The sequence below is a fragment of the Providencia sp. 2.29 genome (genome assembly GCF_015832305.1).
Classification (GTDB): Bacteria; Pseudomonadota; Gammaproteobacteria; order Enterobacterales; family Enterobacteriaceae; genus Providencia; species Providencia stuartii.
This window is the reverse complement of sequence record NZ_CP065420.1, coordinates 4,112,828-4,135,445: the sequence shown is the minus strand read 5'-3', so window position 1 is coordinate 4,135,445 and position 22,618 is coordinate 4,112,828. Positions and strand designations below refer to the sequence as shown.

The following is a 22,618-nucleotide window of genomic DNA, read 5'->3' as shown; positions in this document are numbered from 1 at the left end:
AAAAAGAGATAGCCACAGTCAAATGTAACTATCTCTTTGTTTTATATGCAATATAATAGGTTTGTATTATGAGTTCGCTAAACTATCGTTGTTTAGCGAACTGTTTTTGAGGTCGATTATGGGGATTTTTTACCCGCTAATTTACGTATCATCATGTAGAAAACAGGGGTTAATAGTAAACCAAATAGCGTTACACCTAGCATGCCGAAGAACACCGCAACCCCCACGGCTTGTCTCATCTCTGAACCCGCTCCCGTCGCTAAAACAAGCGGGATCACGCCAGCAATAAAGGCAAAGGATGTCATCAAAATAGGGCGTAATCGTAGATGAGCGGCTTCTGATACGGCGGCTAAAGGATCTTTTCCTTGTTTCTCTTGGGCGATCGCAAATTCAACAATCAAAATCGCATTTTTTGCAGCAAGGCCGACCAGTACAATGAAAGCGATTTGTGTGAAGATATTATTATCTCCATTGAGCAACCATACGCCGGCAATAGCAGAAAGTAGAGCCATTGGCGCGATTAATAGTACAGAGAATGGTAATGACCAACTGTTATATTGAGCAGCCAAGATCAAGAAAGCAAATAGCACTGCTAATGGGAAAATATAGAGTGCTGAATTACCCGCTAACTGCTCTTGATAGGTTAGATCTGTCCATTCAAAGCTCATGCCTTCGGGCAATGTTTCACGTAAGATCTTCTCCATCGCATCAGTGGCTTGTCCTGAAGTAAAGCCAGGAGCCGCGTTGCCGGTGATATCGACAGAAGGGTAACCGTTATAGTGGATCACGCGATCAGGGCCATTTGTACGGGTAATCGTCACTAAGCTACTCAGAGGGATCATCTCCCCATGCTTATTACGTACCTTGATGAGTTCAATATCTTTAGGATCCATTCTAAAAGGTGTATCTGCTTGCACAATGACGCGATAGGTTCGACCAAAACGATTGAAATCATTGACGTAGAGTGATCCCAAATTAATCTGTAATGCATCAAAGATATCGGTGAGCGTAACACCTTGCGCTTTGGCTTTTTCGCGATCAATATCCACATCGATTTGTGGCGAATTGGTCTGGAAACTTGCCATCATGCCAGTTAATTCGGGAGCTTGCATTGCTTTCATCAACACTTGCTCTTGCACTTGCGCTAACGCATCAAAGCCAAGATCAGCCCTATCTTCTATTTGTACCTTAAAGCCCCCCATCGAACCCAAGCCGGGAACCGGAGGTGGAGGGAATATGCCAACAAAACCATCCGGTATTTGACTAAATTTACCCATTAGGCGTTCGGCGATGGCATTTGCTGATAGTGAAGGATCAGTACGCTCATCAAACGGTTTGAGCATTGCAAACATGAGTGCTGAATTCGGTAAGTTAACAGGGCCATTTACAGAGAGGCCAGGGAACGCTACCACGTTTTCAACACCAGGCTCCATCAGTGCGAGGCGTGACATCTCTTTCACAACCGCTTCTGTTCTATCGAGAGAAGCACCCGAAGGCAATTGCGCGACGCCAATTAAGTAATATTTATCCTGTGCAGGAACAAAGCCATTAGGAACCACTTTAAACCCGAGTGCGGTTAGCCCAACAAAGCCAAGATATAGCACAAGAATAATTAAACTTCCTCGTATGCAGCGGCGTACAATCTGAACGTATTTGTTGGATAATGCATTGAAAAAGAGATTAAATTTAGCGAAAAAGCGACTAAATATCGCATTGATAATGCGAGTCAACCAGTCTGGTTTGCTATTTTTATCATGGGGCTTCAGTAAGATAGCACTGAGAGCAGGAGATAAGGTCAATGAGTTAATCGCAGAAATAATCGTTGAAATCACGATCGTTAATGAAAATTGTCGATAAAACTCACCTTGTAAACCGGATAAAAATGCGGTTGGAATAAAAACAGCCGCTAATACTGATGTAATAGCAATAATAGGGCCTGTGACCTCTTCCATCGCTTTAAAGGCGGCTTCTTTTGGTGTTAATCCTTCCGTGATATGCCTTTCAACGTTTTCAACGACGACTATCGCGTCATCCACCACTATCCCTATTGAGATAACTAAACCGAATAGCGATAGTGTATTGAGAGAAAAGCCGAATAGGTACATAAAGGCAAATGTTCCCACGAGTGATACGGGAACAGCTACTAACGGAATGATTGATGCTCGCCAACTTTGTAAAAAGAGCACCACGACAATAACCACTAATATGGTGGCTTCAAGTAAGGTGATAGCGACCGATTTTAGTGAGGCGCTGACAAAAATGGTTGGATCGTAGGCAATTTTATAGTCGATCCCTTCGATAAAGTTAGCCTGTAAACGAGCCATGGTTTCTCGTACCGACTCTGCCACTTCCAACGCATTTGCTCCGGGGCTCATGACAATCTGTAAGCCAACCGCGTTTTGCCCATTCAGTAAGCTGCGAAGTGAATAATTATCGGCACCTAGCTCTAATCGAGCGACATCTTTTAAATAGGTCGACTGCCCATCTTCGCCTGTTTGAATAATAATATTGCCAAATTGCTCTTCGGTTGTGAGTCGACCAAGTGCATTGACGCTGATTTGAAATGAGGACGTTGAGTTCGGCTGCTGCCCAATCGAACCTGTAGCGACTTGAATATTTTGTTCGCGAATAGCCGTAACGATATCATTTGCCGTTAAGCCTAATGATGCGACTTTTGTGGGATCAATCCATGCTCGCATCGCATATTCACCTTCCCCCCAAACTAATGCGCTGGCAACACCGGGTAATCTAGCAATTTCATCACGCACATTGAGTAAAGCGTAATTAGAGACAAACAGTGGGTCATAGACATTATTGGGTGAGTACATATGGACGACCATTAGGACATCCGGTGACGTTTTTTCCGTTGTGACGCCAATTTGTTGAACTTCTTGAGGCAAGCGAGGAATGACGCGCGAAACTAAGTTTTGCACTTGAATTTGTGCAATATCGGGGTCGACATCTTGCCTAAAAGAGATGGTCAGTACCATTTTTCCATCGGTCGACATTTGCGAGCTCATATAGAGCATGCCTTCTACCCCATTAACCGCTTGTTCGATGGGGGAGGCCACCGTATCAGCGATCACCTTGGGTGTTGCACCTGGATAACTGGCGATAACCTGAACCGTAGGGGGAGTCACGGATGGATATTCGCTTAGGGGCAATTTATAAAAGCTCAAAATCCCTGCTATCAATATAAATATTGATAAGACCATGGCAAAGATAGGGCGCTGTATAAAGAAACGGGGAAAATTCATTATCTGTTTTCCTCTATTTCATCTGAAGGTTGATGTTGAGTTTGGTGAGGCTCTTTTGTTGATGAAGGATCCATTGAGGTGTATTCAGGCATCACCGCCATACCCGGTCTAACAAGGCCTTTAATAATGACCTTTTCACCCGCAGTTAAACCCTCATTGATCACTCTAAGGCCATCAACTAGGGCACCTAACTGGACAGGGCGATATTCAGCTTGGTTATTGTTATCAAGAACCAAGACATAGTTTTGCCCTTGATTAGAGCCGATTGCTTGGTCATCAATTAAAATGGTGGTTTTTTTAGGGCCGGTAGGAAGTTGTGCACGAATAAAAGCGCCGGGAATCAGTTTCCCCTCTTTGTTAGCAACGACGGCGCGCACTTTTACTGTGCCTGTTGTCCGCTCTATTTGGTTACCAACAAAATTCAGGCTTCCTAAATAGTGGGTACTTTTTTCATTCGGTAATTGTATGGTAACGGGCGGTAATGTGGCCTTAGTATTGCTTATTGTTGATGATTGTAACCCCGCTAATTGATGAAAAGTGGCTTCATCAATATCAAAATAAGCATATATTGGGTCAATTGAAACAATCGTAGTTAAACGTGTTGCACTACTGGTGTCTCCACCAGTCACTAGGTTCCCTTCAGTAATAAAGGCTCTATCGACTCGGCCTGCAATAGGGGAACGAATTTGCGTATAAGATAAATTGAGTTTGGCGGATTCTACCGCGGCTTTTGCTGATTTTACTTGTGCATTATTTGCGGTCAGCGTGGATAAGGCATCATCATAATCTTTCCGCGAAACGGCACCTTTATTTACTAATCCTTTGAGGCGTTGGTAATTTCTACTAGCTTGAGCCGCTAAGGCTTCTGCTTGGCTTAATTTTCCCTCAGCCTCAAGCAAGGCGATTTGAAATGGATGAGGGTCGATTTGGAAGAGTAAATCGCCTTTTTTAACCAGTTGCCCTTCAGGAACGTCTACAGAATTAATCCGTCCACCCACGCGAGAGCGTAAATCAACCGTTTTGGGTGAAGCTAAGTAGCCTGTAAATTCAGAAAAAGGAGTCATTTCCCGTTGGATCACTTCCGCGACAGGCACTTTAGGGAGTATCGTAGAACTTGTCGTTTCGGGTTTATTATCATTATTAGCATCTTGTGCGATAGCGAGGCCGCTTATCCCCATAGCCACAACAAATGTCGCATATATTCCGATTTTCATCTTCATAATAAACTTTACCTAATTAATTGATTTCATTGTTAGCTTTAATGTTGAATAACCAATGTTGTGTAAGGGTAAAGGTTACAGTAGTTGTAAGGTCAACAGTTTTAATGCAAGCAGGTGTGGGAATATATTGAAGGACAGTGTTTACGTTTATTTTTAATTAAATAAATTGAATACTCTCAATAAGGTTATCTTAGAGATAGATATAAAAATAAGTTTGCAAAAGCCAAATAAGTTATTGACCTTGTATCTACTTTAAGGTTTTTAATATTCATCATTAATTAAAACACGGACATAAATAAGGATTAATGATGAAAAAGATTATCGCTTTATTTGTATTAAGCCTAGTTAGTTATCAAGGCGTCGCTGCAAATAATCAAACATATTCTCAACAGGCATCAAGTAAGGTTACTGAGAATTATTTATCTGTAGATACGCATAAAAAAATACTCAGCTCAGCCACATTTATTGGTGATGCGAGTTTATCATCAATAGAAACGCAAGCTCAGGAAACGGCAAAAAAGATAGGGGCGAGTAGTTATAAAATTGTTGGAGCAAGTGGCGAAACTAAACTCCGAGGACATGTTATATTTTATCAATAAAATCCTTTGATTTTATAAGGAGATGAGCGATGAGTCATCACACCATTAGAGAAAATGTGATACAAGATATTCTTTTATGGATTGATATGAATGTGGATAAGCCACTGAATATTGCGGAAATCTCTCATAGGGCTGGCTATTCAAAATGGTATTTTCAACGTATTTTTAAAAATACCGTGGGCGTCAGCTTAGGGCAATATCTTTTAATTAATAGGCTATTAAAGGTGTCATCTGATTTGAAACAGACAAATGACAAGATTATTGATATTGCTTTTAGATACGGTTTTGATGGACAGCAAGGGTTAACAAGAGCTTTTAAGCGTAAATTGAAAGTAACCCCTGCTAAATATAGGAGAGAAACCGCACTCAGGTACCATGCGTAGTATAGCGTATTTTGATAACAATCGTGTCATAAAGTATTAAGCCTAGCTAGCCAGCTAGATAATGCAATAAACTAAAAATTGTTGGTCTAGCGGCTAGCTGAATAGGTTAACCTTTGATGGTTTTACTTTTAATTTGTTGAAATAAAAAAATTAAATAAGAAAAATAATCAAATCATCGTTTTTCTTGACCTTACAATAATGGTAAGGATTAGCATTATTGAAAATTTAAAATAACCTATCTCTGTTTTTAGGTGGAAGAATATGAAAATAGGTGAAGTATCAAAATTATTCAATATTCCAAGAGAGACAATACGGTTTTATGAAAAAGAGGGCCTAATCGTTCCTCCGAATAGAAATGATAATAACTATCGCAGTTACAGTGAAAACCATATTGAACGACTCCGTTTTATAAAAAATTGCCGTAGTCTTAATATGTCTCATCGTGAAATAAAAAAACTATTAGATCTGGTGGATAATAATAGTGATGATTGTGAGCTCGTTGAGGGCGTGATTAACTCACATCTATTTAATATTAGAGAAAATATCGAAAAGCTGAAAAAGCTCGAAAGAGAATTGATTATCTTACAAGATCATAGCAATGAAATGAATAGCAATCATAAGTGTGGGATAATAAAAAACTTATTATCTAAAGAGATTTGATCTTTAACGTTATACGATTTTCTATCTATATAGGTAATAAGGATAGCAGCTTGGCTATCCTTATGGAGACTGTGATTACAGTGCTTTTAGCATACGGATTTCACAATCGCTGTGGCCTGTATTGCCGAGTGGCTCATCGATAAATTCAAAGCCTAATTTCTCATACAGTTTAATGGCTGCTTGTAAATCTGCGGTTGTTTCTAGGTAGCAGCGTGTATAACCTTGTGCTTTAGCAAACTCTAATGACATTAGTACAATCTGCTTAGCGACCCCTTTACCTCTTAATACCGAAGAGAGATACATTTTTTGTAGCTCGGCTGTTTCATTATCACCGCCAGCTAATTGTGATATGCCACCACCACCGACAATTTTACCGTCCATTTCAACGACCCAGTAAGCACTACGAGGCTTGCTATAGACTTCATAGAGCGTATCTAAAATAGGATCGGCTACCGCAAAACCTTTATCAGCCGTTAAGCCATGTTCTGCTGAAACTTCACGGATAACCGCGGCAATCCCCGCATTATCTTTTTGTTCGATTAAACGAATAGTGTGGGTTGTTGTATTTGTTGTCATGAGAAACTCTCTTTATTTATTGTTTTGTACTACTCAGTGAGAGAGAACCAGAAGGGAACTTCAATCTGAGATCTGCGAACGCAGTCGTATCATAATAATCGATTAATTAACGTGGGTATAGGGTTCGGGATTTATTTACTTATTTAGATAGGTGTTCTAATAAAAAACCCCTATTGGCGAACCAATAAGGGTTTTAAGTCAGTGTGAAAGAGGCAGATTATAGCGACGCAATGGTCACTTTTTGTGCTTCTAACTTACCTTTAGCTTCAATGTTAGCCGCTAGGCGCTCGCGCTCTTTCTCAACAACGGCAGCAGGTGCACGGCTGACAAAACCTTCATTAGCGAGTTTGCTTTCAATAGACTCAATCTCTTTGAGTACTTTCTCTAACTCTTTATCCAAACGCGCTAACTCGGCATCTTTATCAATCAGGCCTGCCATTGGGATCAATAGCTCAGTACCGCTAACCAGTTTTGTCACAGAAACTGGCGCTTCTTCACCGTCTGCCAGTACCGTGATACTTGCAAGGCGTGCCATGGATTTAATAAAGTTTTGGTTTTCTGCAACGCGACGTTTCGCATCTTCAGAAGCACCACGCAGTAATACATCTAGTGGTTTACCCGGCGAAATATTCATTTCGGCACGAATATTACGGACAGCAATGATAGCTTCTTTGATCCATTCCAAATCACTTAGTGCTTGCTCGTCCACTTTAGCTGCATCAAATTCAGGGAATGGTTGTAGCATGATGGTATCTGCATCAATCCCTTTGACGACTTTCACACGTTGCCAGATAGTTTCCGTGATAAATGGAATAATAGGGTGTGCTAAACGTAATAGCGCTTCTAATACTTCGATCAGCGTGAAACGTGCTGCACGAGCTTGCGCTTCATTACCTTTGTGAACAGCAGGTTTTGATAGCTCCAAGTACCAGTCACAGAATTCGTTCCAAGTGAAATCATACAAAATACCCGCGGCAATATCATAACGATGGGTATCGAGGGCTTCACGGTACGCTTTGATGGTTTGGTTGAACTGAGCCATGATCCAGCGATCAGCCAAAGAGAAGCTCATTTCACCACCGTTCTGACCACAGTCTTGATTTTCTGTGTTCATTAGGACAAAGCGGCTTGCGTTCCATAATTTATTACAGAAGTTGCGGTAGCCAGACAGACGTTTCATATCCCAGTTGATATCTCGGCCTGTTGAGGCAAGCGCCGCTAAGGTAAAGCGTAGTGCGTCAGTACCATGTGCTTCAATACCGTTTGGATACTCTTTGCGAGTACGCTTGGCAATTTTTTCAGCCAATTGTGGCTGCATCATATTGCCAGTACGTTTCTCAAGCAGATCTTCTAACGAAATACCGTCGATCATGTCCAGAGGGTCGATAACGTTCCCTTTGGATTTAGACATTTTTTGGCCTTCTTCATCACGGATCAAACCCGTCATATAAACGGTTTTGAACGGTACTTGCGGTACGCCGTTCTCATCTTTAATGAAGTGCATGGTCATCATGATCATGCGGGCTATCCAGAAGAAAATAATGTCGAAACCACTGACCAACACATCGGTAGGATGGAACGTTTTCAGTGCTTCGGTATTTTCAGGCCAGCCTAATGTTGAGAAGGTCCATAAACCGGAAGAGAACCAAGTATCCAATACGTCTTCGTCTTGGCGCAGTGCAATCTCTGCCCCCAAGTTGTTTTCACGACGAACTTCATCTTCATCGCGACCCACATAGACATTACCTTTGTCGTCATACCATGCAGGAATACGATGACCCCACCACAATTGGCGAGAGATACACCAATCTTGGATATCACGCATCCAAGAGTAATACATATTTTCGTATTGGCGAGGTACGAATTGAATACGACCATCTTCAACCGCTTTAATGGCATCTTCTGCTAGCGGCTTAGTACGAACATACCATTGGTCAGTTAGCATTGGCTCGATAACGACGCCACCGCGGTCACCATAAGGCACTGTTAAGTCATGCGGCTTAACTTCAACCAATAAACCTAACTGCTCAAATTCCGCGACAATCGCTTTACGTGCGGCAAAACGCTCCATACCACGGTAAGCTTCTGGGATTTCACTGCTATATGCGGTTGATGGGTTACCGTGAGTATCAAAGACTTCTGCTTCACTACGGACATTACCATCTAAATCCATCATGTTGATCATAATGAGCTGATGACGTTTACCGACTTCATAGTCATTAAAGTCATGAGCAGGGGTAATTTTCACGCAGCCAGTGCCTTTTTCCATGTCGGCGTGTTCGTCACCGACAATTGGAATACGGCGATTGACGATTGGAAGAATAATTTCTTTACCAATTAAATCTTTATAACGGGGATCTTCTGGGTTAACCGCCACACCAGTATCACCCAGCATAGTTTCTGGGCGTGTGGTTGCGACAACCAGATAATCTTTACCTTCGGCTGTTTTTGCACCATCTGCAAGTGGATAGCGTAAATGCCACATGGAGCCTTTGATTTCACGGTTTTCGACTTCCAAATCAGAAATCGCAGTGTGGAGTTTAGGATCCCAGTTAACGAGGCGTTTACCACGATAAATTAAGTTATCTTTATAAAGACGAACGAAGGCTTCTTTAACGGCTTTTGATAGGCCTTCATCCATTGTGAAGCGCTCGCGCTCCCAATCAACAGAGTCACCTAAACGGCGCATTTGTTGTGAAATGGTGCCACCAGACTCTGCTTTCCATTGCCAAATTTTGTCAATAAACGCATCGCGGCCGTAATCGTGACGAGTTTTGTTCTCTTCAGCCGCGATCTTACGTTCAACAACCATTTGGGTTGCGATACCAGCATGGTCAGTACCTGTTTGCCACAGCGTATTTTTACCTTGCATGCGTTGGTAACGGATCATGGTATCCATAATCGTTTGCTGGAAAGCATGCCCCATATGCAGGCTACCTGTGACGTTTGGTGGTGGAATAACGACACAGAAACTCTCTTTGCTAGTATCCCCGTTTGGTTTGAAATAACCGCTTTTTTCCCAGTGAGCATAGCGTGCTTGCTCTATTTCAGCGGGATTATAAGTTTTATCGAGCGAAGGCTCGGCAATCGCATTATCTGGTTTCTTATCCATTTTTATATCGTATTCAGTTAGTTGGCGGCGTCGCCATAGTCAAATTGAAGCCGACGCTGCGGTAAATTTTATACCGTTCACGCGCCAACTGTTTTAAAGTTTCATCAATAGGCACAAAGTCTATCACTTCATGGAATGCAGTGGCAAAGTCTGCAAACTGGCTCTGAAGATTGATCAGAATATCGCGTTGGGCATTTCCACGTTTCCCCGGCCAGCAAATTTCAATCGGTGCGCCATAACGAGGCCCTTCACCAGCAAGGTTATGAGGCACGAACTGATGAGGATCTCTTTGCCAAAGTGACTCATCCAGTTTTTCTGCTTGCTCAGCGGTTTCACACGCGACTAAAACACGCTTACCATCACGCCACATTTGCGCCGCAAGTTCGCAAGCAAGCCATTCATGGGCTTCTAACTCTACTTGCGGCGATGGTTGTTCAAGCAAATAAAAGGTGGCGTTTTTCATCTCTTTCTTTATGGAATAGAAAAATGTTATGCAAAAAGGGTATTGCGACAGGCAATACCCTGAAATGAAGATGGGGCTATTTTAGCGTATCGCACTCTTGAGTGCTATATACTCGTCATAGTTCAAGTTGCAACGCCAATTTGACTCGCTACACCTTGAGCTATTTAGCGTCTAGACCCATGACACGAGTTACAACGCAATGGTCTGTAACTCGCGTCATTATAGGACATCAATTAAGACTAATCGTCGCCGTTCAGGCCAGCGCGGTTCAGTAAGAACTGTGACAACAATGACACAGGACGGCCTGTTGCGCCTTTTGCTTTACCTGAACGCCATGCTGTACCAGCAATATCCAAGTGCGCCCAATTGTATTTGGTCGCAAAACGAGCGAGGAAGCAGCCCGCAGTAATTGCACCCGCAGGACGACCACCTGTATTGGCTAAGTCAGCAAAATTAGAGCTGATTTGCTCATAGTATTCATCAGCTAACGGTAAGCGCCATGCACGGTCACCCGCTTGCTCAGAAGCGTTTAATAACTCATGAGCCAGAGGGTTGTGGTTTGACATTAAGCCAGTGTAATGGCTACCTAACGCAATTACACAAGCCCCTGTCAATGTGGCGATATCGATAACCAATTCCGGCTCAAAACGCTCGACATAGGTGAGGGTATCACATAGCACTAAACGACCTTCGGCGTCAGTATTAAGTACTTCAACCGTTTGCCCTGACATCGTGGTGAGGATATCACCTGGACGATAGGCTCGTCCTCCTGGCATATTTTCACAGCCAGCCAGCACACCGACCACGTTGATTGGCAACTGCAATTCGGTGATAAAACGCATCACACCGTAAACCGTTGCAGCACCGCACATGTCATATTTCATTTCATCCATGCTATCTGCTGGCTTGATAGAAATACCACCTGAGTCAAATGTGAGGCCTTTACCGACTAATACAATAGGTTTCGCTTCAGGATCAGGGTTACCTTTGTACTCCATGATAGACATCAGCGATTCATTTTGTGAGCCTTGACCAACAGCGAGGTAAGCATTCATGCCTAGCTCTTTCATCTGCTCTTCACCGATAACACGTGTTGTCAGCCTATTTTCAGAAATGTCAGCTAATTGACGTGCTTGTGATGCTAAATATGCCGCATTACAAATGTTTGGTGGCATGTTGCTGAGATCTTTCGCTGCCTTAACACCGGACGCAATGGCGAGTCCATGGGCGATAGCACGCTCACCGCTCGTTAATTCACGGCGTGTTGGCACATTGAAAACCAACTTACGCAGTGGACGGCGATGTTCCGTTTTATTGCTTTTCAATTGATCAAAGACGTAGAGCGACTCTTTTGCCGTTTCAACAGCTTGACGTACTTTCCAATAATTATTACGGCCTTTAACGTGTAACTCAGTTAAAAAACAGACGGCTTCCATTGAACCAGTTTCATTCAATGTGCTGATTGTTTTCTGAATAATCTGTTTGAATTGACGCTCATCTAGCTCACGTTCTTTACCACAGCCGATGAGTAGAATACGTTCAGACAGGATATTTGGTACATGATGGAGTAGTAGGGATTGCCCTACTTTACCTTCAAGTTCCCCGCGGCGCAGCAGGGCGCTGATATATCCGTCACTTATTTTGTCCAGCTGTTCAGCTATAGGGGACAGACGGCGTGGTTCAAAGACTCCGACAACGATACATGCGCTACGTTGTTTTTCCGGGCTACCACTTTTTACACTAAACTCCATGCGTTCTCCTGAATCTTAAAGACAAAGGCCCATGCTCCCGCTAAAATTAGCGTTACAGCATAATCTACCTCATAGAGAATGAACTCTTTATGTTAAACTGAGCAGATATCTGGTATTTCAATAATATTAAGCATGTTCTGATTGGGTAATCAGTATAGAGAATGCTTTTATATCATTCTAGTCATACAATGAGCCAGAGTATATGTTAACAAATGGTAGATATTGAACGAACTTAGCCATTTTCCACCCAAAAGACAAGTTTTCACAGGCGTATAAGCGTGATCATTATTAGATATTTGGTACGGGAGACCCTGAAAAGTCAGCTAGCTATCCTTTTTGTGCTAATGTTGATTTTTTTTAGTCAGAAGTCCATCGATATTCTCGGGGCTGCTGTTCAGGGAAATATTCCTTCAGATTTAGTATTACCGTTACTGGGATTGGGCGTGCCTGAAATGGCGCAATTGATCCTCCCTTTAAGCCTATTTCTTGGGCTACTGATGACATACAGCAAACTGTACACCGAAAGTGAAATTACGGTGATGCATGCATGCGGACTCGGGAAAAGCGTTCTGGTTAAGGCCGCTCTGGTGCTTGCAACGTTGACCGCATTGGTCGCAATAGGCAATATTGCGTGGATGCTTCCTTGGTCGTCGCAATATCAAGAACAGGTGCTGGCAGACGCTAAAGCTAACCCTGGGCTAGCTGCCATGGTGGAAGGGCAATTCAAAACCACCAAAGATAGAAACATCGTATTGTATATTGGCGACGTCAAAGGTAATGACTTTAAAAATGTCTTCTTAGCACAATTGCGCGCCACTAATGAACAGCGCCCATCGGTAGTGGTCGCCGATAGTGGCTATATGCGAGAAGATGCCGATGGCCGACAAATTGTGGTATTGGATGAAGGAACTCGCTACGAAGGAACGGCATTATTACGTGATTTCCGCATCACCGACTTTAAAAATTATCAGGCGGTTATTGATCACAAACCAAGTGATGCCCGCAATGATAGAGTCGAACAAAAAAATATGCTTCAGTTATGGAAGGCGAATGACTTTGATTCCAATGCAGAATTCCATTGGCGTTTGACGATTGTCTTCTCGGTGGTGGTGATGGCATTAATGGTAGTGCCGCTGAGTGAAGTGAACCCTCGTCAAGGGCGGGTATTGAGCATGCTGCCAGCCATGTTGCTGTATCTTATTTTCTTCCTATTACAAAGTACATTGCGTAATAGCGCAGAAAAAGGGGATGTCGATCCGAAATATGCAATGTGGGCAGTTAACTTAGGGTATCTGGCTTTAGCGATTATCCTAAACGTATGGAATACCGTGCCAATGCGCCGTTTACGCGTCAAATTTAATAGAGGGGCTGCCTGATGTTTGGTGTTTTAGACAGGTACATTGGACGAACCATCCTCAACTCTATTTTAATGACCTTGTTTATGTTGGTGTCCCTTTCAGGGATCATCAAATTTGTCGAGCAACTACGTAAAGTTGGTGATGGTGAATATACGACCCTAGGCGCTGGGGTATTTACGTTATTAACGATCCCAAAAGATATCGATATTTTCTTTCCGATGGCGGCGCTGCTCGGAGCGTTACTAGGGTTAGGTGCTTTAGCATCACGTAGTGAGCTGGTGGTTATGCAAGCTTCTGGCTTTACACGCTTGCAAATTGCACTGTCCGTGATGAAAACAGCGATCCCTCTGGTTATTGTGGCGATGTTGATTGGCGAATGGGTTGCCCCAAGCGCAGATCAATGGGCGAGAAATTATCGCGCAGAAAAAATTGTGGGTAACTCATTAGTTGTGACAGATGAAGGGATGTGGGCGAAAGATGGCCCTGATTTTATTCATATTCAACGCGTCTCTGATACCACATCGATTCAAGAAGTGTCTATCTACCGCTTTAATGAGCAGCATAAGTTAACATCGGTGATGTTTGCTTCAAGCGGCGCTTATGACAAAGACAATCAATTGTGGGTGTTGTCTCAAGTTGATGAGTCTATTTTAAGTAGTGAGAAAAAAATTACGGGCTCCCAGCGCTTAACTTATGAGTGGAAAACGAACCTGACACCCGAAAAACTCGGTATCGTTTCCTTGAGTGCAGACTCCCTTTCGATTCGCGGGCTTTATCAATATATCGCTTACTTAAAAGAGAGTGGGCAGGTAGCCGCAGTCTATGAATTGAGTATGTGGAAAAAGATCTTAGCGCCTCTATCCGCAGCAGTGATGATGTTTATGGCCGTTTCATTTATCTTCGGTCCATTACGTACTGTACCGATGGGGGTACGTGTCGTCTCTGGGATTGTTGGTGGCTTCCTGTTTTATGTCCTAAATGAAGGGTTTGGTAAGTGGAGTTTGGTCTACTCCATACCGCCTATTATTGCGGCGTTACTACCAAGCGTCCTATTCCTTGGGGTCAGTATTGTCTTGCTGGTGAAACGTAAGTAAGCCAATTTTAAAATCGATAATATTCCAATAAGCCATCGTATTGAATAATGCGGTGGCTTATTTATTTGTATTAAACCAATCAATACTTGAAAGGCTCAGGGAGAGTTGGATGAGTAATAAAAATTCTAATTTTGAGTAAGTTACCAATAAATCGATTACCTAGCTCACTTATTTTGGCATTTAATTTATTTTCTTGAGGATGGAAAATAGGGTGTGCTTTTTTATTGCCAGTAGCTGCTTTCACGATATTCTCGTGCGTGATGCCATAAAACCCCATTACAGGGAGTTTTAATTGATTGGCCATGACTTGTGCATTTGAGAATCGCCCCCCTTCAGCACTATGACAACTACATAGTTTTATAAGCGAAGGGCTCTGTTTTATGCCTTTAATTTTATCCGCTAGCAGCGCATGGCAATTGGCGTTAGTCACTTTCGCAAAAGTGCCATCTCGCATTTGCAGCAACCCTTTCTCACCATGCGTTTTAATAATAATTGATGACATAAAATTCTCTCCTTGAATTGTTTATGTCACTAGTATTGCGATGAATATGTCTTGGTGCTTGCAAAAACCAATGATTGATAGTTATACAGTAAGAACAGTATTAATAAGCCATCAATATAATATAAAAAGATTTGTGCCGTGATGCGTGCTGTCACTCTATTAAATAGGTTCTTACTGGTTATTATCGTGATCACAAAGGATAAAAATTAAGCGGGTAAGCACTGTTACCGACCAAAATCGCTCGGTAATAGTCGAGAAAATTTGCTGTTTGGCAATGACAACACGCAGTTATTTATCAACCTATTGCTAATTTAAGGGCATTTAGAGTTAGTATCACTCGCCGTGCATTCAATACATTATGGTTGGCGATAACAAAGGATAAAAGTTAAGCGCATCTGGCTTTTTTAGCGCTGCAAGGACTGTTACCGACCAAAATCGCTCGGTAACAGTTGAGAAAATTTGCTGTTTAGCAATGACAACAAATGGTTATTTATCAACCCATTGCTAATTTAAGGGCAACAAGTTGAATAAAATAGTGTCTTAGGGTTGGGGCATAACTCGCCAGTGCATTCATTGCGTCGGCGGTACGCTTTCAATGTTTTCCATACGCATGGTTAGCCGATAGAGCGGCCACCATATCATTAACCCCCTCGGTTAACTTACTAAACTTACTGCTGTCTTTGCGGGTCATCACCACAAAAACGCCGATATTTTGTTGTGGGATCATCGCCATATAGCTATTAAACCCACCTCCACCACCCGTTTTCTGATAAATCCCCGGCCGACCATTTTGTGGCTTCATATAAACCCAGCCAAGGCCAATACCATCCGCATGACCTGCAACATCCATGCCTTTGACATCAAGTAATTTTTCTCTTGGGAAGTAAATACCTTGCTCACGTGCTGCTGTGGCTTTTCTTAGGTTTTTATCCGTCGATAAAAATTGCTGCATCCACTTTTGCATATCCGCAGGCGTAGAATAGACACCACCGCTTCCTGCCGCCGCTAACGTGTTATGGCATGGGCTTGGCTTAGTGCCTTCCATCAACCTTGCGCATTGAGAGGCGTTAGGCGTATAGGTTGTTTCGGTCATTTTGGCTGGAGAAGTTACATAACGACTGAACAACTGTGGATAGGACTGCCCCGATGCTTTAACCATTGCATCAGCAAGCAGATCATAAGCAAGGTTTGAGTAAGCAGCTTCGGTTCCCGGTGTCGCATCGAGTTTACCATTTTTTAGCCAGTTCCAACGATTATCCTGCGTTGGCCAAATAAAAACAGGTCTACCCCATTTCCCCCCCGGCTGCTCACGTGGTAATCCGCTGGTATGGCTTGCTAAATGGTATAAACGGATAGGGTGGCCACTACTATTATCAGGTACAGTGACGCCATGATAACTGTATTGTTGTAGAGGATCCGTTATCAGTAATTTTTTATCCTGCTCCAGCTTAATTAAGATTTCACTGGTCATTAACTTAGTGATAGAGGCAATCCTAACTAGCGAATGAGGGCCCGGTTTTTTACCATTTCCGGGGGCGGTTTCCCCATAATAGCGTGATAGTGTTTGGTTATTATCAATAACAATGATTGCCATGCCCCGAGCATCGCTTTCGTTAAAAATGCGATTTGCATACAGATCGACAATCTTCGCAACCCGCTCATAGGTTCTTCTATCGCCTTCAAACACTCGCCAGTCATTCGACTCAGCGTCATTATTGCCTTGTAAAAACTTAGGTTGTTTTTCTGTCGTCGTTGAGCAAGCTGCTAATGCGAGAGACAATGCAGACACTGACAGAATTTTTAGAAACGATCTCTTCATGTTTAGGAGCCAGCCGATAGGTAATTTTGCAGATGGTCGAGCAGACCAAGGTTATTTTTTCTTAGCGAAGACCTTCATTAATGCACCTATTAGGATGCCAATAACTACGCCAGTCGCTATCCAGCCTATAAAACCCATGTATAAATACCTTTACTAATTCAACAATGTGCATACGCTAGCAAAAATCGTATGAAGTCGCCAGCAGCCTTGATGAAGCAAATGATTAAATCAAATATTTGACTAAAGTAACATATGTCTAGGCTGATCATTAAGCAAAAAGCATTAAATGGCTAATAGAGAGAGTAGTTATTCAATTTTAGAAAGCAGGACGGTATATCAATCAGGGAGATATTAAGCAACATGCTTTTTTTTTAATCGAACAAACTGAATAATCAAGATAAATGTTGCTAGTCGAGACAAGGCAAGTATAATAGCCACGTTTTCCAAGAAACACATCACTTCGTGCCGGAGTGGCGGAATTGGTAGACGCAGTTGATTCAAAATCAACCGCCTTCGGGTGTGCCGGTTCGAGTCCGGCCTTCGGCACCATAAGAACATCAATGGACGTCAACTGACGTCTTTTTTTGTATCTGAAATCCCAGTTTTACAAGGCTTTTCCCCACTTTTCAGTCTTCTCAAGTATACTAAGGTCAACCCACATCAAGTACCAGCTGTTGGTATATGTGTTGGTATCTCTCGATTCGATAATAGTTTGTACCAACAGAAGGAGATAAATCATGGCTCTTACTGATGCTAAAGTCAGGGCTGCCAAGCCTTTGGATAAATCGTATAAATTGACCGATGGTGATGGTATGCACTTGATGGTACATACCAACGGCTCAAAATATTGGCGTTTACAGTATCGCTTTGGCGGTAAGCAAAAAATGTTAGCGCTGGGTGTTTATCCTGATATTTCACTCGCAGAAGCCAGAGAGAAAAGAGATGCCGCCAGAAAGTTAATTGCTAATGGTTTTGATCCCAGTGAAAAGCGTAAGGAAGTTAAAGAAGAGCAACAAAAAGAATTTAATACCTTCGAAAAGGTTGCTCGTGATTGGCACGCGACCAATAAGAAATGGTCAGAAGGTCATAGTAACCGAGTCCTCAAAAGCCTTGAGGACAATATCTTTGCAACTCTTGGTAAACGCAATATTGTCGAACTGAAAACTCGCGATCTCCTCGAACCGATTAAAGCCGTAGAGGTGTCTGGACGTCTTGAGGTGGCAGCTCGTTTACAACAACGTGTGACGGCGATAATGCGTTACGCAGTACAAAGCGGTTTAATCGACTATAACCCAGCTCAAGATATGGCAGGTGCAGTTGCCACTGGTAAACGAGTCCATAGAGCCGCTTTAGAGCTCAAACGTCTACCCGAGTTATTACAACGTATCGATGATTATAAGGGAAGACCTTTAACTAAACTTGCAGTCAAACTCACCTTGTTAGTTTTTATTCGTTCCAGTGAATTGCGTTTCGCCCGTTGGGATGAAATCGATTTTGACAATGCCATGTGGACGATCCCTGCTGAACGAGAAGCGATCGAAGGGGTTAAATACTCTCATCGTGGATCAAAAATGCGTACTACTCATTTAGTCCCTTTAAGCCGACAAGCCATTGAGATCTTAAAACAGATCTACCAATTCAGCGGTAACAATGAACTGATCTTTATCGGTGATCATAATCCAAGAAAGCCAATGAGTGAAAACACGGTTAACAACGCATTACGTGTGATGGGTTATGATACTAAGACAGAAGTGTGTGGTCATGGTTTCAGAACGATGGCATGTAGTTCGTTGATTGAGTCAGGGCTGTGGTCGAAAGATGCAGTAGAAAGGCAAATGAGCCACCAAGAGCGTAACTCAGTGAGGGCTGCTTATATTCATAAGGCAGAACATATTGATGAACGCCGATTAATGGTGCAATGGTGGGCGGATTATTTGGATGCTAATCTGGAACAAACTATTTCGCCATTCGACTTTGCAAAGTTGAATAATCCAATGAATCACTAAAACTTTAGCCATGTCATATAGGAGATCCATTTTCAATACGAGGAGTCGAATACTACGGTAGTATGCCGACTATATCGATTCATTGAGAAATGGGGGAAATATTCTTCATGGGAATTTTCATCGTCAAAACGCATGATAACTCACCACGATTTATCGTAATACATCTCATTCAATAAAGAAGCTTTATCACTGAAAGCCTCTGTCCTCGCGGACAGGGGCTTTTTTGCTTTTTAATCAAAATAAAAGGAAATTATCATGGAAAATTACATTCGTTGCCCGGCCTGCGATTCAACTCGCATTCGTGAACGTCATATCGGGAAAAAGACCGGAGCTGTTGCTGGTGGCGTATCAGGCGTACTAGCTGGAGCGTCTATCGGCTCTGCTGTTCCTGTTGTAGGGACGATTGCTGGTGCTGCGGTAGGCGCTCTATTTGGACGTTTAGTAGCTGGAGCTACTGCTGGGGCTGTGAGTGGTTCAGCTTTAGATGGCGTGGTATTTGATCGTTATGAATGTATCGAGTGTGAATACACGTTTGATTGATAGCCATAAGTTAACGGAAACCCCTGATGGGGTTTCATCTCTTAGGAGTCTGTGAGTCTGAACTGCCCCTAGTTTATTGGACAGGGGCTTTTTTCGTTTTAACCCGCGCAAATTGAGATCATGATAGAAAGCATAACATGTTATCGGGATTGTAAGGCAACTCATTATCCTGCTCTAAACCGTCATTAATCATTTTTAAAGCGAGTTGCCTGTTTTTCAGCTGATTGGCTTTTTATATCAATATCATCTTCTAAAGGGAAATAGCTCCCTTTATCAAAATATCGCCATTAATTAAATCACAATACATCAATAATAGGACACGAATATGCATATAACTGCGACGGCTTCCCCATGCCGAAAATCGGGGATGATTTCTGTTTTTATTACAAATTTAGGTAAATATAACGAAGGAGAGCTGATTGGTGAGTGGCTTGAGCTTCCAGCAACCTCAAAAGAGATCGAACACTGTTTAATGCGGATTGGCATTGATGGTATTCAGTATGAAGAGTATTTCTTGACGGACTATGAATCTTCAATTGATGGCCTTTCTTCTTACATTTCAGAATACAGTCTTTTAGATGAGTTGAACGAGTTAGCCACGCAATTAGCCATGTTATCGCCTGATGAAGTTGACCTTTATCAGGCAGCTATTGAAATCGGTTCTTCAACGAGTTCAATCCATGATTTAATTCATTTAGCGGATAATTTAGATTCTTTCCAGCAATTAGCGGGGGTCAATAATGAATATGATTTAGGTTATTACTGGATAGAAGAAAGTGGTTGTTATGATTTAGCACAACTGGGGCATTTATCCCATTACTTTGACTATGAACGCTATGGACGTGATGTTTGTCTTGAACAAGGGGGGATTTTTCACAGTGGAGGATATGTTTATCATACGGGGGGATAGATAGGACAACAACATGAGAGTCAAACCGCTTTCATCCCTTAAGGCGGGAAATAAAGAATGTCGTGGTACCCCAATGACATCCATAAGCTAGAACATTAATCAAACTAAACTCTATTTTAAGCCATCTTTACGGATATCCGTAAAGATGGCTATTATGGTATTCTTTTTTTATTTAATTCAAACTATTAAATGGATACTTATCTGACGGCCTACATGATTTATTCAGTCACCATGATCCTCATTCAACTTATCTGGAAATGTGAGCTGAGTGAGTTTGAAATGAACGCTAAGCGGGTATTGAAGAGTTGCCATTATGTAGGCTCTAACCGCAAGTCTAAGTTCTTAGGTGCCTGTGTTGAAAAACGGCAGTCATATTGCTGCTTTACTTCGCCACTTTCACGGATCATTCAAGTGCGTCCGCAATTGGGTCTTGGTTGGGGCAGTGTGAAGTCACCAAACTGTGAAGGTTTGACCGCGAGTCAGTTAAATCAGGTAGATTGGAGCCAAGTCAATCTGGATGAATGGATACCTATTTTGTCGATCACGGGCAACCTACCCGAAGTACCGTCACTGGCTCAGGAAGTACGCTAAACGTGGATGGAAACCGTCAAAGTGCCGCAGACAGAGCCATTGAACGGCTAAACGGAATGGATGCCCAGAAACTGCGTCAGGAGGCGACGGAAGAAATTTCGGGGAATAACTGATTGCTCCTATAAGAAGTAGAAAAATATTGCAAACTGGTCGCTTTAATAAGCCAATTAAGTGACCAGTTTGGCCCTTTATTTCTACTAATATTCTCGCTTTAAGTTTCTTTTATATTACCTATTGATTTTGAGTAAGAAATCAGAAAACGTATTGTCGATCAGCTCTGTTTCTCCTGTCTCAAAATCCAGAAAGACGACCGTATCATTTTCCTTGTTAAAGCAAATGTAGTTGCCGAAATTATCTATCGCAAGTAAGCAACCCGTTTTGCCAGAAGCGTTCAAATACGCCAGCATCCCGCCACTCCTGAAATCGGCGATGAGCAGAGCTTGACGAGCATATACCGGTGGCATTTAGCGCATTCCACTGGCAACCCGTCCTGAGTACGAAGAAAATGGCGTTCATTGCAGCGCGATTATCAACCCGCTTGCGGTGCGTACCCAGCGGGTGTTGAGTTTTATGCTCCGGAATCAGTGGAGCCATTTTCTCCCAGAGTTCATCACTGATTTGCCACTTGTTCCCCACCATGCTTTGCCCTCATAAATTATCATTATGTATTATCTGACAATTCCTTTTGGGATAGGTTCTAATCACCCATATTGCCAATGAGGTATCAAGCAAACCTATTTATTTTTACTTTTTTTCCAAATTATAAAATGAATAATCCCTAAACCACCGTGACCATAAATATAAATCTCAATTAAAATTGTGAGTGATTTATGAATACTTCTAGCCTCTAAAGCAAATGGAGACTGCTGTAACCATAGAAAAAACCATGCAATACCAGACAAAATAACAATTGATAAAGCACCTAACCCTAGCCCTTGAACTGTCGCGGCAAGCCCTTTAGGTGAGCTGTCTGGTAGCTTTTTAGCTAAAAGAGAGTTTATATCTTCTTTGATTTGCTTAAAATCCCCCCAGAGATAGGGATAAAAATATCTAAACCCTCTCTGGTGAAAACATAACACGACTAAAAATAACGTTAAGAAAAAAAGCACAAAGCCTGAAACGATATGAATCCAAGTAAATAAATAAGTCTCTTCAAAAAATGGAATAACTGCTGACTTAGTACCCGTCATCCAATTACTAACAATGATTTGCGATATCACTAAGAGTAGAATTAACATATGTAAAATTCTTATTCTTTTAGTCTGATAAAGACCAAAAAAATCCCAAATCGATTTAAATATGCCCACAATGCTTCACCCTTTTTATGATTATTCACACGAATACAGTTTAATTGCTTATAACTCACTTAGTTATGGCTTTAAGCCCTAACTGTAGAATATTTTAGATGAAATACAGTTCACATCTACAAGTTAATTACAATTATCATTTTAAGATTGTTGTATTTATAGGCCAATACCAATTAGTTTTTCCTGGGCGTTGCAATATTGGTACCATTGTCTGGAATAAATTCCTATTGAGATAGGTTCTTAGTATAAGTACATTAACTAATCAGTCAGAAAGGCATCAACAATGAAGAAAATAATTGTACTCTCATTTCTAGCAGCGTCTATGCAGGTCAATGCGACTTCCTGTTACAGTGATGATTACGGTAATACATCATGCTCAAATGGATTGTCAGCATATAACGACGATTATGGAAACACTACTTACAGTGATGGTATCTCGTCATATACGGACGATTATGGTAACACTACTT

19 protein-coding genes, 1 tRNA gene and 1 pseudogene are annotated in these 22,618 nt (G+C 42.1%); 10 read left to right on the top strand and 11 right to left on the bottom strand.

Features of this window, described 5'->3' with window-relative positions; genetic code table 11:
- Positions 1-116 precede the first annotated feature (116 nt).
- Both I3B46_RS19605 and I3B46_RS19600 read right to left on the bottom strand, forming a co-directional pair.
- Positions 117-3,257 carry an efflux RND transporter permease subunit gene (locus I3B46_RS19605; RefSeq protein WP_004915945.1) on the bottom strand — a complete coding sequence of 1,047 codons (3,141 nt, stop codon included), beginning with the start codon at positions 3,255-3,257 and terminating at the stop codon, positions 117-119.
- The gene (locus I3B46_RS19600; RefSeq protein ID WP_104873184.1) at positions 3,257-4,477 is read right to left on the bottom strand and encodes an efflux RND transporter periplasmic adaptor subunit; all 1,221 of its coding nucleotides are present in this window, start codon (positions 4,475-4,477) and stop codon (positions 3,257-3,259) included. Before I3B46_RS19600 ends, I3B46_RS19605 begins: the two co-directional genes overlap by 1 nt.
- Before the next feature lie 308 nt (positions 4,478-4,785).
- Here I3B46_RS19600 and I3B46_RS19595 point away from each other — a divergent pair, with 308 nt between their 5' ends.
- The 3 genes from I3B46_RS19595 to I3B46_RS19585 all read left to right on the top strand — a co-directional run bounded on the left by I3B46_RS19595 (position 4,786) and on the right by I3B46_RS19585 (position 6,119).
- Positions 4,786-5,076 carry a YdgH/BhsA/McbA-like domain containing protein gene (locus tag I3B46_RS19595; protein ID WP_223854648.1) on the top strand — a complete coding sequence of 97 codons (291 nt, stop codon included), beginning with the start codon at positions 4,786-4,788 and terminating at the stop codon, positions 5,074-5,076.
- A 29-nt stretch (positions 5,077-5,105) separates the two neighbouring features.
- Positions 5,106-5,459 (top strand): helix-turn-helix domain-containing protein, encoded by a 354-nt coding sequence (locus tag I3B46_RS19590; RefSeq protein WP_004915952.1) that lies wholly within the window; start codon positions 5,106-5,108, stop codon positions 5,457-5,459.
- A gap of 261 nt (positions 5,460-5,720) precedes the next feature.
- Positions 5,721-6,119: a MerR family transcriptional regulator gene (locus tag I3B46_RS19585; protein WP_004915954.1), complete on the top strand. Its 399-nt coding sequence runs from the start codon at positions 5,721-5,723 to the stop codon at positions 6,117-6,119.
- Between the two features lie 75 nt (positions 6,120-6,194).
- Here the strand turns inward: I3B46_RS19585 and I3B46_RS19580 are convergent, their stop codons facing one another.
- From I3B46_RS19580 to pepA, 4 genes are all read right to left on the bottom strand, one after another.
- Positions 6,195-6,695: a GNAT family N-acetyltransferase gene (locus I3B46_RS19580; RefSeq protein ID WP_004915956.1), complete on the bottom strand. Its 501-nt coding sequence runs from the start codon at positions 6,693-6,695 to the stop codon at positions 6,195-6,197.
- A gap of 217 nt (positions 6,696-6,912) precedes the next feature.
- Positions 6,913-9,807 (bottom strand): valine--tRNA ligase, encoded by a 2,895-nt coding sequence (locus I3B46_RS19575; RefSeq protein WP_004915958.1) that lies wholly within the window; start codon positions 9,805-9,807, stop codon positions 6,913-6,915.
- 13 nt (positions 9,808-9,820) lie between these two features.
- Positions 9,821-10,270, bottom strand: coding sequence for a DNA polymerase III subunit chi (locus I3B46_RS19570; protein ID WP_004915959.1), 450 nt, complete (start codon positions 10,268-10,270; stop codon positions 9,821-9,823).
- Positions 10,271-10,509: 239 nt separating this feature from the next.
- Entirely contained in the window at positions 10,510-12,021 is a 1,512-nt protein-coding gene (gene pepA, locus I3B46_RS19565; RefSeq protein ID WP_004915960.1) for a leucyl aminopeptidase, read from the bottom strand.
- 278 nt (positions 12,022-12,299) lie between these two features.
- On the opposite strand from pepA, the gene lptF reads away from it, so the two are divergent.
- Together lptF and lptG are read left to right on the top strand one after the other, a co-directional pair.
- A complete protein-coding gene (gene lptF, locus I3B46_RS19560) occupies positions 12,300-13,397 on the top strand; it encodes an LPS export ABC transporter permease LptF (protein WP_004915961.1) in 1,098 nt (365 codons plus the stop codon).
- Positions 13,397-14,473 carry an LPS export ABC transporter permease LptG gene (lptG, locus tag I3B46_RS19555; RefSeq protein WP_004915962.1) on the top strand — a complete coding sequence of 359 codons (1,077 nt, stop codon included), beginning with the start codon at positions 13,397-13,399 and terminating at the stop codon, positions 14,471-14,473. The genes lptF and lptG overlap by 1 nt, the downstream gene beginning before the upstream one ends.
- A 79-nt stretch (positions 14,474-14,552) precedes the next feature.
- Here lptG and I3B46_RS19550 read toward each other — a convergent pair whose 3' ends face one another.
- Both I3B46_RS19550 and ampH read right to left on the bottom strand, forming a co-directional pair.
- A complete protein-coding gene (locus tag I3B46_RS19550; protein WP_004915963.1) occupies positions 14,553-14,975 on the bottom strand; it encodes a hypothetical protein in 423 nt (140 codons plus the stop codon).
- Between the two features lie 592 nt (positions 14,976-15,567).
- Positions 15,568-16,794 (bottom strand): D-alanyl-D-alanine-carboxypeptidase/endopeptidase AmpH, encoded by a 1,227-nt coding sequence (gene ampH / locus I3B46_RS19545; RefSeq protein ID WP_163762202.1) that lies wholly within the window; start codon positions 16,792-16,794, stop codon positions 15,568-15,570.
- 464 nt (positions 16,795-17,258) lie between these two features.
- On the opposite strand from ampH, the gene I3B46_RS19540 reads away from it, so the two are divergent.
- From I3B46_RS19540 to traN, 5 genes are all read left to right on the top strand, one after another.
- Positions 17,259-17,343 (top strand) — tRNA-Leu (locus I3B46_RS19540).
- 188 nt (positions 17,344-17,531) lie between these two features.
- Entirely contained in the window at positions 17,532-18,800 is a 1,269-nt protein-coding gene (locus I3B46_RS19535; RefSeq protein WP_121875101.1) for a tyrosine-type recombinase/integrase, read from the top strand.
- Between the two features lie 255 nt (positions 18,801-19,055).
- Positions 19,056-19,340 (top strand): hypothetical protein, encoded by a 285-nt coding sequence (locus I3B46_RS19530; RefSeq protein WP_121875102.1) that lies wholly within the window; start codon positions 19,056-19,058, stop codon positions 19,338-19,340.
- Positions 19,341-19,665: 325 nt separating this feature from the next.
- The gene (locus tag I3B46_RS19525; protein ID WP_121875103.1) at positions 19,666-20,250 is read left to right on the top strand and encodes an antirestriction protein ArdA; all 585 of its coding nucleotides are present in this window, start codon (positions 19,666-19,668) and stop codon (positions 20,248-20,250) included.
- Positions 20,251-20,463: 213 nt separating this feature from the next.
- Positions 20,464-20,841, top strand: a complete 378-nt coding sequence (traN, locus tag I3B46_RS19520; RefSeq protein WP_041705183.1) for a conjugal transfer protein TraN — start codon at positions 20,464-20,466, stop codon at positions 20,839-20,841.
- 227 nt (positions 20,842-21,068) lie between these two features.
- On the opposite strand, the gene I3B46_RS22585 is transcribed toward traN, so the two are convergent.
- From I3B46_RS22585 to I3B46_RS19505, 3 genes and pseudogenes are all read right to left on the bottom strand, one after another.
- Positions 21,069-21,248, bottom strand: a complete 180-nt coding sequence (locus tag I3B46_RS22585) for an SMI1/KNR4 family protein (RefSeq protein WP_163762181.1) — start codon at positions 21,246-21,248, stop codon at positions 21,069-21,071.
- Positions 21,196-21,480: pseudogene (locus I3B46_RS19510) on the bottom strand (transposase); the annotation flags it as partial. The gene I3B46_RS22585 and the pseudogene I3B46_RS19510, both read right to left, overlap by 53 nt.
- A 95-nt stretch (positions 21,481-21,575) precedes the next feature.
- Positions 21,576-22,148: a cytochrome b/b6 domain-containing protein gene (locus tag I3B46_RS19505; RefSeq protein WP_041705181.1), complete on the bottom strand. Its 573-nt coding sequence runs from the start codon at positions 22,146-22,148 to the stop codon at positions 21,576-21,578.
- Between the last annotated feature and the right edge of the window lie 470 nt (positions 22,149-22,618).